This is a genomic window from uncultured Phascolarctobacterium sp., assembly GCF_934190775.1.
Classification (GTDB): Bacteria; Bacillota; Negativicutes; order Acidaminococcales; family Acidaminococcaceae; genus Phascolarctobacterium_A.
Map to the genome: position 1 here is coordinate 74,610 of NZ_CAKPTG010000008.1, position 16,054 is coordinate 90,663.

10 protein-coding genes and 1 CRISPR repeat array are annotated in these 16,054 nt (G+C 41.6%); all 10 genes read right to left on the bottom strand.

Annotated features, from left to right (window positions below):
* Window positions 1-9 precede the first annotated feature (9 nt).
* The 10 genes from Q0G26_RS06080 to cas9 all read right to left on the bottom strand — a co-directional run bounded on the left by Q0G26_RS06080 (window position 10) and on the right by cas9 (window position 15,770).
* A complete protein-coding gene (locus Q0G26_RS06080; RefSeq protein WP_293829177.1) occupies window positions 10-996 on the bottom strand; it encodes a helix-turn-helix domain-containing protein in 987 nt (328 codons plus the stop codon).
* Between the two features lie 17 nt (window positions 997-1,013).
* Complete coding sequence (locus tag Q0G26_RS06085; protein WP_293829178.1) at window positions 1,014-3,638, bottom strand: DNA translocase FtsK; 2,625 nt, start codon at window positions 3,636-3,638, stop codon at window positions 1,014-1,016.
* Window positions 3,639-3,752: 114 nt separating this feature from the next.
* Entirely contained in the window at window positions 3,753-5,417 is a 1,665-nt protein-coding gene (locus Q0G26_RS06090; protein WP_293829179.1) for a ribonuclease J, read from the bottom strand.
* A gap of 670 nt (window positions 5,418-6,087) precedes the next feature.
* On the bottom strand, window positions 6,088-6,318 hold the full coding sequence (locus Q0G26_RS06095) for a hypothetical protein (protein WP_293829180.1): 231 nt from the start codon (window positions 6,316-6,318) through the stop codon (window positions 6,088-6,090).
* Between the two features lie 60 nt (window positions 6,319-6,378).
* The gene (locus Q0G26_RS06100; protein ID WP_293829181.1) at window positions 6,379-7,368 is read right to left on the bottom strand and encodes a virulence RhuM family protein; all 990 of its coding nucleotides are present in this window, start codon (window positions 7,366-7,368) and stop codon (window positions 6,379-6,381) included.
* A gap of 27 nt (window positions 7,369-7,395) precedes the next feature.
* Window positions 7,396-7,761: a helix-turn-helix transcriptional regulator gene (locus Q0G26_RS06105; protein ID WP_293829182.1), complete on the bottom strand. Its 366-nt coding sequence runs from the start codon at window positions 7,759-7,761 to the stop codon at window positions 7,396-7,398.
* A 340-nt stretch (window positions 7,762-8,101) separates the two neighbouring features.
* Window positions 8,102-9,653: direct repeats of the CRISPR family, unit length 36 nt; unit sequence GTTTGAGTACCATCAGAAATTACATCACTCTCAAAC.
* A 104-nt stretch (window positions 9,654-9,757) separates the two neighbouring features.
* A complete protein-coding gene (gene csn2, locus Q0G26_RS06110; protein ID WP_293829183.1) occupies window positions 9,758-10,429 on the bottom strand; it encodes a type II-A CRISPR-associated protein Csn2 in 672 nt (223 codons plus the stop codon).
* Window positions 10,426-10,731 (bottom strand): CRISPR-associated endonuclease Cas2, encoded by a 306-nt coding sequence (cas2, locus tag Q0G26_RS06115; RefSeq protein WP_293829184.1) that lies wholly within the window; start codon window positions 10,729-10,731, stop codon window positions 10,426-10,428. Before cas2 ends, csn2 begins: the two co-directional genes overlap by 4 nt.
* Window positions 10,732-10,752: 21 nt before the next feature.
* On the bottom strand, window positions 10,753-11,634 hold the full coding sequence (cas1, locus tag Q0G26_RS06120) for a type II CRISPR-associated endonuclease Cas1 (RefSeq protein ID WP_293829185.1): 882 nt from the start codon (window positions 11,632-11,634) through the stop codon (window positions 10,753-10,755).
* Window positions 11,631-15,770 carry a type II CRISPR RNA-guided endonuclease Cas9 gene (gene cas9, locus Q0G26_RS06125; protein WP_293829186.1) on the bottom strand — a complete coding sequence of 1,380 codons (4,140 nt, stop codon included), beginning with the start codon at window positions 15,768-15,770 and terminating at the stop codon, window positions 11,631-11,633. The genes cas1 and cas9 overlap by 4 nt, the downstream gene beginning before the upstream one ends.
* Window positions 15,771-16,054 lie beyond the last annotated feature (284 nt).

Genomic DNA, 16,054 nt, shown 5'->3' on the forward strand with positions numbered 1-16,054 from the left:
AACAAATTATTATTTCTTCTTATCGGCCTTCACTTCGCCGGCAGCCTGCGGCTGCTCCGGCTCAGCCTGCTTAACCTCAGCCTGCGGCTTCGGTTCTTCTGCCTTCGGCGCAGGTGCGGCTACAGCCGGCTGCGGTGCCGCTTCCTGCACCTGCGGTGCGGGTGCAGCCTTTTCTTCGGCAACAGACTGCTGTACAGCCTCCTCTGCCTTAGACGCAGCTACAGGCTGCGTGGGCGCATTACGCAAGTACGTCTTCACTGCGACGCCATGCTCGCCCTTCAGGTCAACCGGTTGTCCATTCACTTTAATGCGGACAACGCCGATATTGCCATATTTAACAATCAGCTTGTCCTTAGCCTCGAAATGCTTGCTTTCCTTAGCATGCAGAATGCCCGCGAAAAGCTCCTTGCTGTCGGCACTGGCCTCCAGCCAGCAATCGCCTTCAGCCTCCAGGTCAACAGTAACCTTGTCCAGCACTGCGGGTGCTTTAGCTTCAGGTTTAACCTGCTCGGTCTGCTTAGCTTCTTCCTTCGGCATATTTTTAAAATAATTAATCGTAGCGGGAATAGCAAAATAACCTGTTGCAAGCACCGCTACTGCAGCCAGACCAGCAAGACATTGCTTCATCGGCAGCTTAGGCATTTCCAAACGACCTGTGCCACTGCCAATATCACGCTTCTCCTTCAGCTGGATATTGAGGCGAACCTTATCCACCTCGCGAATCCCCTGACTGCGTACAGCCTCTGCTGCCATACCGGCAGCGCTGGCCTTGTATTCATTAACAAGCTCCGGACCATTCAAGCCCAGGAAATTACCGTAGTTGCGGATGATTCCCTTGAGAAAAACCTCACCCGGAGTCTTGTCATATTCATCATTTTCTACAGCCTGCAGATAACGGCTGCGGATACTAGTACCTTTTTCAGCATCGGCCAGGGAAATACCCTTAGCCAGTCTTGCTTCCTTCAAAATTGCGCCGACAGTCTTTTCATTGTCCATTTTGCCTGCACCTCCGCTTATTCACGGCGCAGAAAGCGTTCCTCTGCTTCCTTACGCGACATTATAACCTCTCGGGGCTTGCTGCCCACAGATTGACCAACTATGCCCAGCTCCTCCATGGTATCTACCAAGCGTGCTGCACGCGTATAACCAATGCGGAAACGTCGCTGCAGCATAGAGCTTGAAGCCTGCCCCATATCCAGAACCAGGCTCAGAGCATCCTCAAAAAGCTCATCCTCCGCAGGCGCATTAGAGCCTGCATCCTCGGCATTATGGCCTTTATTATCACATTCCAGCTCCTGCTCCGTTACTTCCTCGCTGTAATTTACAGGAATGGATTGCTTAATAATGAAATCAACTATTTTATTCAGCTCATCATCACTAACGAAGGCACCCTGCACACGTACAGGCTTATTATAGCCTATGGGATAGAAGAGCATGTCGCCCTTACCCAAAAGCTTTTCAGCACCGCCCATATCAAGAATCGTGCGGGAGTCAGTCTGCGACGATACGGCGAAAGCAATACGTGAAGGAATATTGGCCTTAACGATGCCTGTAATAACATCTACAGACGGGCGCTGCGTTGCAATAATCAGGTGAATACCGGCAGCGCGGGCCTTCTGTGCCAGACGCAGGATGGCATCCTCCACATCCACCTTGGCCACCATCATCAGGTCAGACAACTCGTCGATGATGATTACGATATAAGGCATCTTTTCTTCCGCCTGCGCGTTAAAGGTTTTGATATCACGCACGCGGCTTTCAGCAAACGCCTTATAACGGCGTTCCATTTCTGCTACCGCCCAATGCAGCGCGCTGGCTGCCTTTTTCGGCTCGGTAACAACAGGTGTTAAAAGATGCGGAATACCGTTGTAATTAGACAGTTCCACAACCTTAGGATCTACCAGAATCAGCTTAACCTCATCCGGAGTAGCGCGGTACAAAATACCGGCGATAATCGTATTAATGCATACAGATTTACCGGAGCCGGTAGAGCCTGCTACCAGAAGGTGCGGCATTTTGGCAAGGTCTGCCGAAATAATATCACCACTGATATCCTTGCCCAAGCCAATGCACAGATGCTCCTTCGCATTACGTACATTGCTTGCTTCGACTACCTCACGAAAGCACACCGGATCATTCTTCGTGTTCGGCGCCTCAATACCAATCGCAGACTTGCCGGGAATGGGCGCTTCAATACGCACGCCTGGAGCAGCCAGACGCAGAGCAATGTCGTCCGCCAGGTTCACAACCGAGCTTACCTTTACACCAGCCGCAGGCTGCAGCTCGAAGCGGGTAACTGACGGTCCACGTGTTGCGGCAATAACATTAGCACGCACCTTAAAGTCTGCCAACGTCTGCTCCAATATAGCACGCTGGTCCATAATATCCTTCTGGAAGGTAGAACGGTCGCTCGCCTTTGGCTTATCAAGCAGCTCCAGCGGCGGCAGCTTGTAGCTGCTGGCATCAGTAGGCTCAGCACCTGCAGGCTGCTCAGCAATGTCTGCAACAGTAATTTTATCCGCACTATCATAAATCGTCATCGCCGGTGCCTGCTCAGGCATCGGTTCCGGCTCAACAGTCGCCTCATAATATACAGACTCAGCAGGAGAATCTGGACTTTTCTCCAGATGCAAATCTTGAATTATAGACGCAGGATGCTCCGGTTCCGGCTGCATTTCGAACTCAGGCTCAACCTCAGGTGGTTCAGCAACAGGCTCTTGCTTTGGCTCAACCAACGGCGGCTCTGCATCATCCAGAAAACGGCTGTCCGGTTCGTAACCAGCGTCATCATCATAATTGATAACCGGTGTAAACACCACCTCATGACTGCTTTTTTCCCAATCAGGCAACTGCACCGGATCACGCTCAAGCTCCTCTTTCAAAGGCGATTGCTCATAAACACTCTTATTTTTCTTAAAGCTCAGGATACTCCTAAAGCCACTTTTCTTTTGTACACCCTCATTGAAGGCATCAAACTCGGGACTGGTATAGGTGTTGATGACATTATCCGCAGGCTCATTTACAGCTTTGTGTGATTTACGTTTGAAGACAGGCTGCGCTGCCTCCTCCACCGGACGCTTGCGCTCTTCCTGCACCTTGTCATCCGGGCGCACCAGCGTCAGATCATCGGAGGTCAGATAATCCTGCCACAGCTCCCACCACTTACGCAGCGGCAGCACCAGGCCCAATAGCCACAGCCAGCCAAGAGCCAGGATAATATAAACCGTAATATCGCCGACCAACCCATGCAACAGCTTCATCAGCAAACCACCGACAAGACCGCCGCCCTTTGCTATCAGCGAAGGCTCCAGCTCCGAGCCAACAGGTACAAAAACATGATGAGCTGTGCCAGTAAGGCACAGCGTCACCAAAGTAAAAATTAATGTTCTCTTGTTAAAAACACCAAATTGTCCTCTAAGCAGCTGCCAGGACATAGCAAAGAAAGCAAAAGGCAACAAAAAGATACCCTTACCCAACAGATTCAATTCCACCAGGTAAGTATAATGCAATACGCCATCCTCAGGCGTCAAAAGAAGCGCAACTGTAAACAGCAGGCCTAAAAGAAGGCATATGATGCCAACCAGACGCGAATAGCTTATATTCTTCTGTTGCTTCCTTCTTCTTCTTTCCTTGCGCAAGTTAAGACAACTCCTAATTGGCAGCTGCCAGCAGTCATCTGTTATCAATAGGCCACTGACAGCCGCTCATTAATCACTAAAAAATATTCACTAGTCACTAATCACTGAAATCTATCAGATTTCCATGATAATCGGCAAAATCATCGGACGACGACGGGTTCTTTCAAACAGGAAGCGTCCCAGGGAATCACGTACCGTAGACTTGATTGCGGACCATTCGGAAACATTGTTTTCCTCACAGCGATCCAGTGCAGCCTGCACCTTATCGCGAGCTTCATCCATCAGGTCCTCGGCCTCACGTACATAAACAAAGCCGCGGGAAACGATATCCGGACCGGAAACTACATGACAGGATTCCTTATCAATGGTTACAACTACAATCATAATACCATCCTGAGAAAGCTGACGGCGGTCGCGCAGTACGATGTTGCCTACGTCGCCGACACCCAGGCCGTCAACCAGCACCTTGCCTGCAGGCACCTTGCCGTTAATGGTAATGCTACTCTTGGTCAGCTCGATAACGCTGCCGTTTTCACCGATAACAATGTGGTCTGCCGGCATGCCGAGGGATTTCGCCAGATTAGCATGCTTAACCAGGTGACGGTATTCACCATGCACAGGCATGAAGAAACGCGGACGCACCAGATTGTGCATCATCTTGATTTCCTCCTGGCTGGCGTGGCCGGAAACGTGGACGCCGTTGCTCTTTTCATAAATAACGTCCGCACCCAGCTTGTACAGATGGTCGATAGTACGGGAAACGAGCTTTTCGTTGCCAGGAATCGGTGTAGCAGAAATAATTACTGTATCGCCGGGCATAATGTCAACCTTTTTATGGTCATTCATAGCCATACGGGTGAGCGCACTCATCGGTTCGCCCTGGCTGCCGGTAGTAATGATGACAACCTTTTCCGGTGTATAGTTATGAGTTTCGTCGATATCAATCAAAACGCCTTCAGGAATCTTCAGATAACCCAATTCCTTGGCAATATTAACTACGTTTACCATGCTGCGGCCAATAACTGCTACCTTACGCTCGTACTTCACAGCAGTATCAACAACCTGTTGGATACGATGTACGTTAGAGGAGAAGGTTGCTACGATAATGCGATGCTTAGCATAGCGGAATTCTTCATCAAAGGTCTGGCCTACCATGCGTTCGCTGGGAGTAAAGCCGGGGCGCTCAGCGTTGGTGCTGTCTGCCAGCAGGCACAGTACACCGCGGTCGCCGTATTCGGCAAATTTATTGAATTCCATAACCTGTCCGTCAACAGGAGTGTGGTCGATTTTGAAGTCACCGGTGTGGATAATAACACCGATAGGAGTAGTAATCGCGATTGCAACAGCGTCGGGAATGCTGTGGTTTACGCGGATGAAATCGAGCTTAAAGGCACCGGCGTTAATCTTGTCACCGGGTTTTACTACGTGCAGGTTTTCGTTGCCTACACCGTTTTCCTTCAAGCGGCCTTGTAAAATACCCAGAGTAAGTGCGGTACCATAAACGGGACAATCAATTTGTTTCATAACATAGGGCAGCGCACCGATATGGTCCTCGTGACCATGTGTCAGAAAGATACCCTTAATTTTATCTTTATTCTCAACCAAATATGTAATATCGGGAATAACCAAGTCAATGCCGAGCATATCGTCTTCAGGGAACATCAGGCCTGCATCAATCAGGATCATGTCGTCCCCGTAACGGAATACCGTCATATTTTTACCAATTTCGCCCAAACCACCAAGCGGGATAATCTGGACCTTATGTTGAAATTTACCCAAAAAAAATACACCTCCATTTTTTATTTTACATTCTTCCGTACAAATGTAGAAATTGAATTTGATACTGTGTCCGCACACATACTCTCTACTTTATTATACACTAAATATGGGCTATTGACAAATAGTGATACATATTTTTTGTGAAAAGTTTGTTGCCAAACGGATGATTTTTGGCAGACGCAAGGATTGCATACAAAAAGTCCTGCAGATGACATGCTCCCCCATCTCCTGCTTGACTTTCCCCATATTTCAAGTAAACTTAAATTAAGTTCTTGAAAACCGCAAGTAAGCTTACGCATCTGGCTCATTTACCTGCGGACAATTAAATAAGCAGTATATCCTGCAGATACATCTTTTCTGCAGAAGCTTAAGCAAGGCCATTTATATTTATCTGGTACATTCTAAGAGTAGTACGAACTTACGATTTTCTAATCGCAAAGGTACTGCTCTTTTTTGTTTTTAGGCACTTTGATAACTGCTGATGTATTTTTTACTTTATCCGTGTTAAAATGTTATCGCTGAGCTTATAAATTTATCTCTCGCTTATGTAGAGAAACTGAAGGAAGATCAAGCTGAGCAGTCCTGCAAATAATCTTTTCGCTGTTATGAAAAAGGCGTTCTACCGTACTTAGTGTAGAACGCCTTTATTCTTTTATGTTCGCCGTGAGCTTCACTTCTTCTTGCGGTCAAAATTAAAAAGCCCATATAATCCGCCGGTGATTAAATTAAGAAAGCTATTAGATAGAGGCCAATTAGTGTCTTTCTCTCGCTTCCACGTAATTATACAAAAGAACGGACCTATAATGTAGCTGCTTTTTTGCCAGTATGGATCAAAAAACATGACAACAAACATAAAGAGGTAGATACATCCTAAAAATTTAGCATATTTTTTACGCGTCATAAAACTACTCCTTCAAATCGTCAATTTCTTCCTTACTTTCAGGATCCAGCTGGCGGTATTTTATTTCTTGATGTTTTTGGTTTCCTGCTCCAAATCTAACAGGTCAAACTCATCGGCTTGCGCTGCATCGAATGCTTTGCGACGTGCGTCAAATTCTTCGTAAATTTTACGGGCGTGTATCTGAGCTTGTTCCATGGTAATTTTCCCGTGGGATTGCAGCACGGGGACGCCATGATCTAAAAGCAGTTTATCTACACTGGCGCGCCAGAAGTCAAGCGTTAAGTCTTTACGCATTTTTACATGCAATTCAGCACTTTCAAGGAAGATAGTTACTAAACGATTAAGAACATCTATTTCGTCAGATGTTAAGTAATTTTTGGCAACTATAACATCAGCTTTGCGTACGATTGAACCACTCCATGAGGTCAAGGCCATATTCGGAGTATCTGCATTTGCACGTGTAGCTATAATTTCAGCAGCAGTTTTTCTTGTGACGCCAAAAAGCAGTTTGTTTTGCGTGTCTGCAAAGAATAAGTTCGTTGCTTTTTCGGTAACCTTGTAGTCGCTGGAGAGCGCAAACAAGTCACGCAACTTTTGATAAAAACGTTTTTCGCTGGCGCGAATATCGCGAATCTGTTCCAGCAATTCGTCGAAATAATCCGGACGGCCATCCGGGTTTTTCAAGCGGTCTTTGTCAAGGATAAAGCCTTTCTGCAGGTATTCTTTCAATGTATTGTTTGCCCACTGGCGGAACTGTGTGCCACGTGGGGAGCGAACGCGGAAACCAACGGCAAGAATGACATCAAGACTATAGTATGAAACAAGATAATTTTTCCCATCTGCTGCAGTTGTTCGGATTTTCCGAACAACTGACTTTGCATCTAATTCGTCTTCAGAAAAGATATTTTTTATATGCTCGCTAATACTAGATTTACTGCTGTTAAATAAATCAACCATCTGCGCCTGCGTTAACCATACAGTGCCGTTATCGGCGTAAAGTTTAATTTCAGCTTTGCCATCTGCAGTGTTGTAAATAATAATGTCTGCCATGTATTCATTCCTCACTTTCAAAATCTATTATCCTAAACTCTCCACGTCTTCTTCCGCCTTGCGTTGGAGCTTGGCCAGCTTAACATCAATCAAATCGTCAATTTTTTTCTTGCCGTCAGCATCCAGCTGGCGGTATTTTTTTATGTGTGTTTCTTCTTGCTGGGTGAGGGAGAGAGATGGTGGCGTGGGAGCGTCTTCCAAGCCCATAAGGTAAGCAGGTTTTACTCCTAAAGCTTTAGCAAAAGCAACTATTTTTGATTGGGTTATATCGTTTTCACCAGATTCTATCTTTGCTATTGTAGAACGTGATTTATAACCTAATCTTTTTGCGAGCTCTTCTTGAGACATATTTAAATCTTCTCGCCTTGCTTTGATTCTATCGTACAATGTCATGAGCAACACTCTCCTGTCTTTAATATAAGGTTATAGCAGCATAATTGTTCCATATGATCAACAAAAAATTGCCTAGTAAGCAAAAATGTTGATAAAAAGGAACGAAGAGAGCATAACGAATCTGTGATTAAAAATCAACAAAAGAGGTGACAAATAATGACGGACAGTATTACATGTGAATTAGCCGTCACTAAAGCGAGAATATCGAAAGGAGCTATAGCGAATGCTCTTGGGATATCTCGCATGAGTTTAACGCGAAAAATCAACAATGTTACTGAATTTAAAGCCAGCGAAATTTCGCTGCTTAAAACTATTTTGCATCTTGATGACAAAGAGCGCGGTTTGAGTACCATCAGAAATTACGTCACTCTCAAACAGTGGGAACAGTTACATCAAGAGGGCAACTGTTTGGGTACCATCAGAAATTACATCACTCTCAAACCATCGTTCCTCCTCTCTACAACTGTGTGGGGTTTGAGTACCATCAGAAATTACATCATCTCAAACAACGAGAAAAGTCAAAATAGCAGTTGTTTTGTTTGAGTACCATCAGAAATTACATCACTCTCAAACTCGAAGAAAGCATCGATGAATCCAACGTAAGTTTGAGTACCATCAGAAATTACATCACTCTCAAACTGTAATTGTACCTCTTACACAGGATAAAGAGTTTGAGTACCATCAGAAATTACATCACTCTCAAACTGCAATCAATGATTTAAGTCAGGTTATTCAGTTTGAGTACCATCAGAAATTACATCACTCTCAAACTTTGCCCCAGATATATACAGATAAATTCAAGTTTGAGTACCATCAGAAATTACATCACTCTCAAACTTAAGCTGCTGGGAGATTATGCGCAGGCCGGTTTGAGTACCATCAGAAATTACATCACTCTCAAACTATCTAGTTCTATGGCTTCTGCCGTTACGGGTTTGAGTACCATCAGAAATTACATCACTCTCAAACGAACGTACTGCACACGGTAAAAACGAAGTAGTTTGAGTACCATCAGAAATTACATCACTCTCAAACTGCAATCAATGATTTAAGTCAGGTTATTCAGTTTGAGTACCATCAGAAATTACATCACTCTCAAACTTTGCCCCAGATATATACAGATAAATTCAAGTTTGAGTACCATCAGAAATTACATCACTCTCAAACTTAAGCTGCTGGGAGATTATGCGCAGGCCGGTTTGAGTACCATCAGAAATTACATCACTCTCAAACTATCTAGTTCTATGGCTTCTGCCGTTACGGGTTTGAGTACCATCAGAAATTACATCACTCTCAAACGAACGTACTGCACACGGTAAAAACGAAGTAGTTTGAGTACCATCAGAAATTACATCACTCTCAAACAGGAAACAAAAGGAAAAATTCCCAAGAAAAGTTTGAGTACCATCAGAAATTACATCACTCTCAAACCCGCTTGCGTGGCAGGATATTATAAAGCATGTTTGAGTACCATCAGAAATTACATCACTCTCAAACAATAAGGCCGCTATATCCTGCTTCCTTCAAGTTTGAGTACCATCAGAAATTACATCACTCTCAAACCTATATTTTGAACGCTGCGCAATTACTTCTGTTTGAGTACCATCAGAAATTACATCACTCTCAAACTTCCGTTTGATGCGATATACGTCGGTCTTGGTTTGAGTACCATCAGAAATTACATCACTCTCAAACTAAAAGATAATGACTACCGCAACGAAGAGGTTTGAGTACCATCAGAAATTACATCACTCTCAAACGCAAATGGCGCAGACAAAAAGAAGAAGTATGTTTGAGTACCATCAGAAATTACATCACTCTCAAACGCAGAACGTTTAACATTGATAAAAACTATTGTTTGAGTACCATCAGAAATTACATCACTCTCAAACCTCAAATTAAGAGATTATCCACGAATGAAACTATCATCACCATAGCGTAATTTCCTCAGGTCCCTATAAAGACATTATAAATCACTCAAAATTCTTTGTCAAAATCATTTCACAACACATAAATCATCATCAACTATACAAACAACTTCTTCTGCAAGCTCCTGCTCAACACTGTTTTCCAAAAGAAGCAGATGCATTTTCCTATAAAACGCTTCTTTATAAAAATTCTGTAGCTCATCATTCGTCAAGTAAGTCTTCAAATTTACGAAAGCCAAAATCTTTACTTTTTGAAACTTGCTGCAGACATCCATAAAATATACTAATCCTTCTAAAAAATTCTCCTCCCCGGCTTCAAATTCCACCTCTAATGCTTTAAATAAGCTCTGCAGATTAAAATCGTCTTGAAACTTCAAGGCATAATCAACCTGATTAAGCAAGCCATAAGTATACTTTGCTATCTGACCTTTCACTCTACAGGTATTCAAATAATTTTCTTCATTCATTCCCAGCTTACCAAGCTCATTATATAAGCCGGTTAATGCTTTGCGTGAATTTATCTCTAAAGCAAACGGATTTACAACAAGGCAGACATCCTTATCTATCTTTAAAATTTTATCATTGTCAGATAAAACAAATCTACCTTCTCCACCGTCAATCTGCTTGGCAAGCTCTTGAATCATTCTTCGAAAAAGCTCCTTATGCTCCATCACTAAAACATTAACTCTGTTTTCTTGAAAAATAAGCTGCTGCTCCAGCTCTGTATAAACCAACTTCATAATATTACCAGTCTTTCATCACTGTTCAAAACATCCTTATGCGCTTCTCCGACCAAAACCTCCATACGCGAAAACTGTCGTTCCGTAACTGTAAGCAACTGCACCAATCCTTCTTGCGGCAAATTCAGCTTGACCTTCTTGATGATAGCATCTGCCGCTATTGCATTAAGCGCAATTTTGCAATACACAGATTCCTGCATCATCATAAACCCATTCTTTAACAGATACTTACGAAAAATCCTATAAGAACGCTTATTCTCAAGCGTGGTGATTGGCAAATCGAACAGAACTAATATTCTCATAAATCTATAACTCATAATCACTTACACAAAACTGCTCCACTTGATTATGCTTACATCATTATTGTTAAGTGCATCAAAAACACTCTTACAATACAGCTTAATAGCATAATTAAGAGTAACCTGCTTTTCATTGTTTATAACATTTTTATTTAGTACTTCTAAAATCTCATGCTTCTGTTCTTTATCAAAGCAATGCAGCTTTTCTTTTACCAGCATATCATATACCTTATAATCAACAAAAGGCCGCAACGGCTCCATAATATCCGAGCCTAAATTGAAAGCATTGAAAATATTATCATGAATCAGTCCAAGCTGTGTAATGTAACCATTGGCAGTTATCTCCCTGTTGCATGCAGCCAATAAAACCATATAACCATAATTCAATGCTGCATTAACAGCAATATCATCCGCTCTAGTAAATCCTAGTCCAAAAATGGAGTTAAAATAAACTTTGGCCGCATGACCTTCCCGATTACTAGCATCCAGATACTGCAACTGTGTGGCATATTCGTCCAACATAGAAGCTGTATCAAACCCCAGCTTTTTCAACAATGCAGATTGCATCTTTATTTTGGTATATATAATCGCCGTACCAACATCGCCTTTTGTGCTTTCGTTCCAGGATATCTGCTGCTTTATTTTTGCACTGACATCATGCGCTCCATAATACGGAATAAGCTCAGCTGAAGGATTTCTTTTGCTGTCACAAAAAATAACCTTTATTTTTCTGTCCATCATTTCCGCAAGCAAAGCTGCTGTCAATGAAACCTGCGTTGTTTCAATAAGCAGTACTGAAATTTCATCAAGATGGACCTTGGTGGTCCGCTCTCCGCGAACCACCATATAGCCCAATTGTAAATCTAGCTTTGCCCGTGTACTTATAACAATTACACGCCAGCTCATAGCTTCATCAGATCCACTTCCTGTTCAAAAATTCCTGTCGGAGATTGATTAATCAAAATGCATTGCTTACACTTTGTAATATTATTTGTTGTTTTGATTACTCCACAAGAATTGCCTTTACCAAGCAATTTGAAATCTGCTGAAGCACTGGCACATTTAAAGAGGTTCAAAAACTCCCCTATCACATGTATCTGTTTTGATAAAGATAACTTTTCAAATGCTCCCCTTTGCTCTTGCAAATTTTCTGTTTGTGATGCAGGCCTGTTTTTATACAAATTATTAGCTGATTTAGCAAGCAACATGTCATAAATCTGCATATTGGCTTCGTTGCTGATTCCCCACTTTTGCTTAAAATAATCCAAGCGTTGCTGTGCTTTTTGTTTTTGCGTATCATCCGCATTTTTATCAGATATAATTCCCTCATTTGATGCTATATCGGATTCATACTTTAACGCCTTTTTCAGATAATCAGCAACATCATCAGCTACACACAACTGTCCGGCAGCATAAAACACAAGTTGTTTTCCAGTTCTGCCGGAGATATGCATAGGAAAGCCATTAATCTTAAACAGGCTGTATTTTTTGATTTTTGGAATCTTTATTTCAGGCTTGCAAAGCTGTACAACGTCAGTAAGATACTTTTGTACCGCATTTTCTCCTTGTTTAGCATAAACTAAAGGAATAGCTTCTATAGACAGCTGCACTGCTCCCTTTTTTCCTTCTGATTTGACTAAAGCGAAATATGCTGTGGTCAAGGAATCATAGCCGCCATACTTCTCTACGGATAAACCTGCTTTCAAAGGCAGTTGACCACTATTTGCTTTCAAAGGATTCTGTTTAAATAATTCTCCCTTGCCTTCAACCGGCTGTCTGGTAAAGAGAATATTATTCTTATGCATGGTCTTGGTAACAGTTGTAATCGTACCGTCTTTGCCGCCAATCCAGGCAATCTCATTATCACGTTTAATGCTAAATTTATAAAAAATCTCCGGCTTCAGGCTATAACGTCTGTTATCTTGATTTTTGGTAATAAAACTTAAAGGGTTAGCGGTAAATTTCACATGATAGCAATTACCGACCACAATATTCAGATAAGCATCCTTCGCATGATGTAAATCGTTAACATCTCTACATTTTACAAATTCAAACTTTTGACGGAAATCGGATACATTACCGGCCTTAACATATACAATCTCACTATGCTTATACGCTGTCTTTAAAATCGTAGCAACAGCTTTTGTCGACTGTCTTGTCTCCACAAGCTGTCTGCTGATAAAGCCGGCAAGCTCTTCATCTCTCAGCTGTGTACTGCGTGTCAGACGTTCATATTTTCTTTCATCAATGAATCCCTTATCATATAGCAGCTTCCAGAAGCTATGCATTTTGGTGCGAATTGCTGCATCAAGCGGATAAATATCTGTTTTGGCGGCATTAACCTCCTTTTTAACAAGTACCCTGTTGCTAAGGCTGTCATCCTTTGTTTTGGAACGCGGATAGATATGATCAATGTCATACAGATTATCATCATACAAAGAAGCCAGTTCTATTCTTTCGCCCGTATACATGCAGCGTCCCATCTGTGTATAGTAAAGATAGAGCTTATCACTGCGCAAATCATCTTCTTTTTTGGAACTCAGTTGAATTTTAAATGCGTTGAGCTCATCTGTATGAGGCATAAAATCAATATTTTCTTCCCTGCATTGTTTATATAAGTCCTGCAACTTCTTCAGACGACTGTCAGTACGCTTGCTTTCTTCTTTACTCCTAGCCATCTCAATAAAAATACGCTTAGGCTCGTGGCCCATAATTTTCTTGATTTCTTCCAATATCGTCAGCGTCTGCCAAATAGAACGTTTAACCGAAGGAGAAACATAAAGTTCTTCCACGTCTTTGTAAGTAAGCTTACCATTACTGCTTTGTCTGCTACCATTAAAATCTTTAATCTTGCCAATAAAGTCATAAGAACAATAGTTGCTCAAAAGCTCCATGAAATTCTTATTTGTATGACGCAAAGCGCTGATAATAGTGACAAGTTCACCAAAAGCCTTATCCTCATAAGCAATAGCACTGCTATTCAATAAAGTTGCAGACAGACTCCCCCAATCTTTATATTTCAGTTTTTTGATAGCTTTGATTTTATCATCAGAAATATGCGGATAAGTGTTTTTTATTTTAGTGACCAGCATCTTTTTCTCGTCGCAGAATAAGGTTATCCATCTGATAATATTTTCGATTTCTTCTCTATATAATTGAATGTAATCTTCGCCGAAAATTCTTTTAAAGTCATTATAGGACTTCATCGAAGCATTTATCTTGTCATCAATGCCTCCGATATTTTGGAAAGAAATATTTTCCTGCCTAAAAAATCTTTCTAATGTTTTCTTGGTAACCTTTGATGTCTTAGTAAGAAAAAGCTGTTTAAAGATTTTTTCCAGCACATCGACTGGTAAGCGTTCGCCGTCAACAGTAATATTGTTAATAGCATTACGCACCATAAACTCCGAATACAGTAATGATTCCTTAGGAAGTACGTCTTCACCGAAAAGATACGTGCATTTTGCTGTCATATTGGTTATAAACTTTTCTGCACTTTCTTCCAGATTAACAATTTCAGTGAAATTCCAAGGATAAATTTTTTCATTCTTACGTACAACCCAACATCTGCCCTGTTCTCTGGACATACGTGTACCCGCAAGCGGACCTACATAATACGGTATTCTGAACTTAACAATCTGTTCAATTTTTTCACGCACAGAAAGACCGTTATTATCAGTCTCACCTAAAAATGGTAAATATCTCTCAGCATTATCAAGAATGCATTTTAATTCCGCTAAATGCACCTGGATAGGAATGATGCCATTATCCTTAGTTGTTTGTTTAGGAAAAGCAAATCCATTGGCAACACGAAACAGCAAACGCTCCTCCTCTGTTTTGGCATCATCAATACTCGTAATGTCCTGCATTATCTTTTTGTATTCTGCAATACCGTCAAGCTGCTTCTTTAGATCCTTACAAAAATCAAGCTGATTACGTCCTTTGATTCCTTTAGCATATTTCTCATAAGAAATATCTCCATCCTGCCTGAAAATCTTATTATATAAAGGCTTACCTTTAAGCATGGATTTCAAAACAGCCAAATCACGTTTATGATCTTCATAAACCTGCACCTTGCACTCAGAAAGCAGATGTTGTTCACCTTCATCTTTTTTGCCTACATCAAGATGCAATATTTTTGCCAGCAAACTCCAATCATAAATAGCTTTGAAACGGAGTAACCCTTCGTAACGCTCTCCTAATGCTGCTGTAAACACAGGTTCAAGTTCATCCAAATCATCATCCTGAAAGCTTACTGATTTCTTTTCACATTCATCTAATTCTTTATCAGCAAATAACTCAGCTAACTTAGCTTTACCGCCGCTAAAAAGCTGTATAATAGCTTTCTGCTGTTTTGTCTGTGCCGGTAATAAACTCTGCATTGCTTTCTGCTTAGTGGTACGTCCTAAGTTTACATCGCACAAAACTTTAGCCAATTCATCTATATTTTGACATGACCAATCTTCAATTCCCATCTCGTCACGGACATAATTCTCAACCTCACTGAAAACCGCATTAAAATCGTTAACTTTGGAGGCATCAAGATTATCAAACAAAAAATGTCCACGATGCTTAGCAATGTGCTGTACAGCGAGATAAAGCAAGCGTACATCAAAAGGTCCTTTCTGGGTTGCCAGAGCATAACGCAAATGGTACATAGTAGGATATTGTTGATAAAACTCCTTATCTGTATAATTTTTATCAACAAATAAATTATATACTGCCTTCTCGCGCTTATCATCTAATTGCAAACGGCTATCCTCTAAACGCATAAAGAAACCGGGATCAACCTTAGCAATCTCATCCGCAAATAATTCCTGCAACATTTTAAGGCGCCAGGTAGTTCTGTCAATTCTGCGTCTGCCAGAGCGAAAAACTCTTGTAGAGGCTGCAGTATTTGCTGAATCAAAAAGTCTGATTCCCCATAACGCTTTGCCATTAAATTTTAAAATATTATAATTTGTATCCGTAACAGCCCAGCCAACAGATGCATCACCCATATCTAAGCCGATATAATAATCACAATTCTTTAATTTTTGCATATTGACAAACCTCCACAGATGAAATATACTATGAGTAACTTCTTGAGTACCATCAGAAGTTACATCACGAGTTCAAAAAACATGATTTATTCAAATCGTCTTCTTCGGAAGACCCCACAGTGTGTGGAACTAAAGCTTGCTTCGGCAGGCTTTTTTGTTTATTTCAAAAAATTTCATGTACAGTACATTAACTCAATTCTACAGCAAATTTAAAAATCCTTTATTTATAAAAAAAATGCTTATAATTCAGTATCGCTTTTTCTTTTAAGGCTTTGCTATAACAT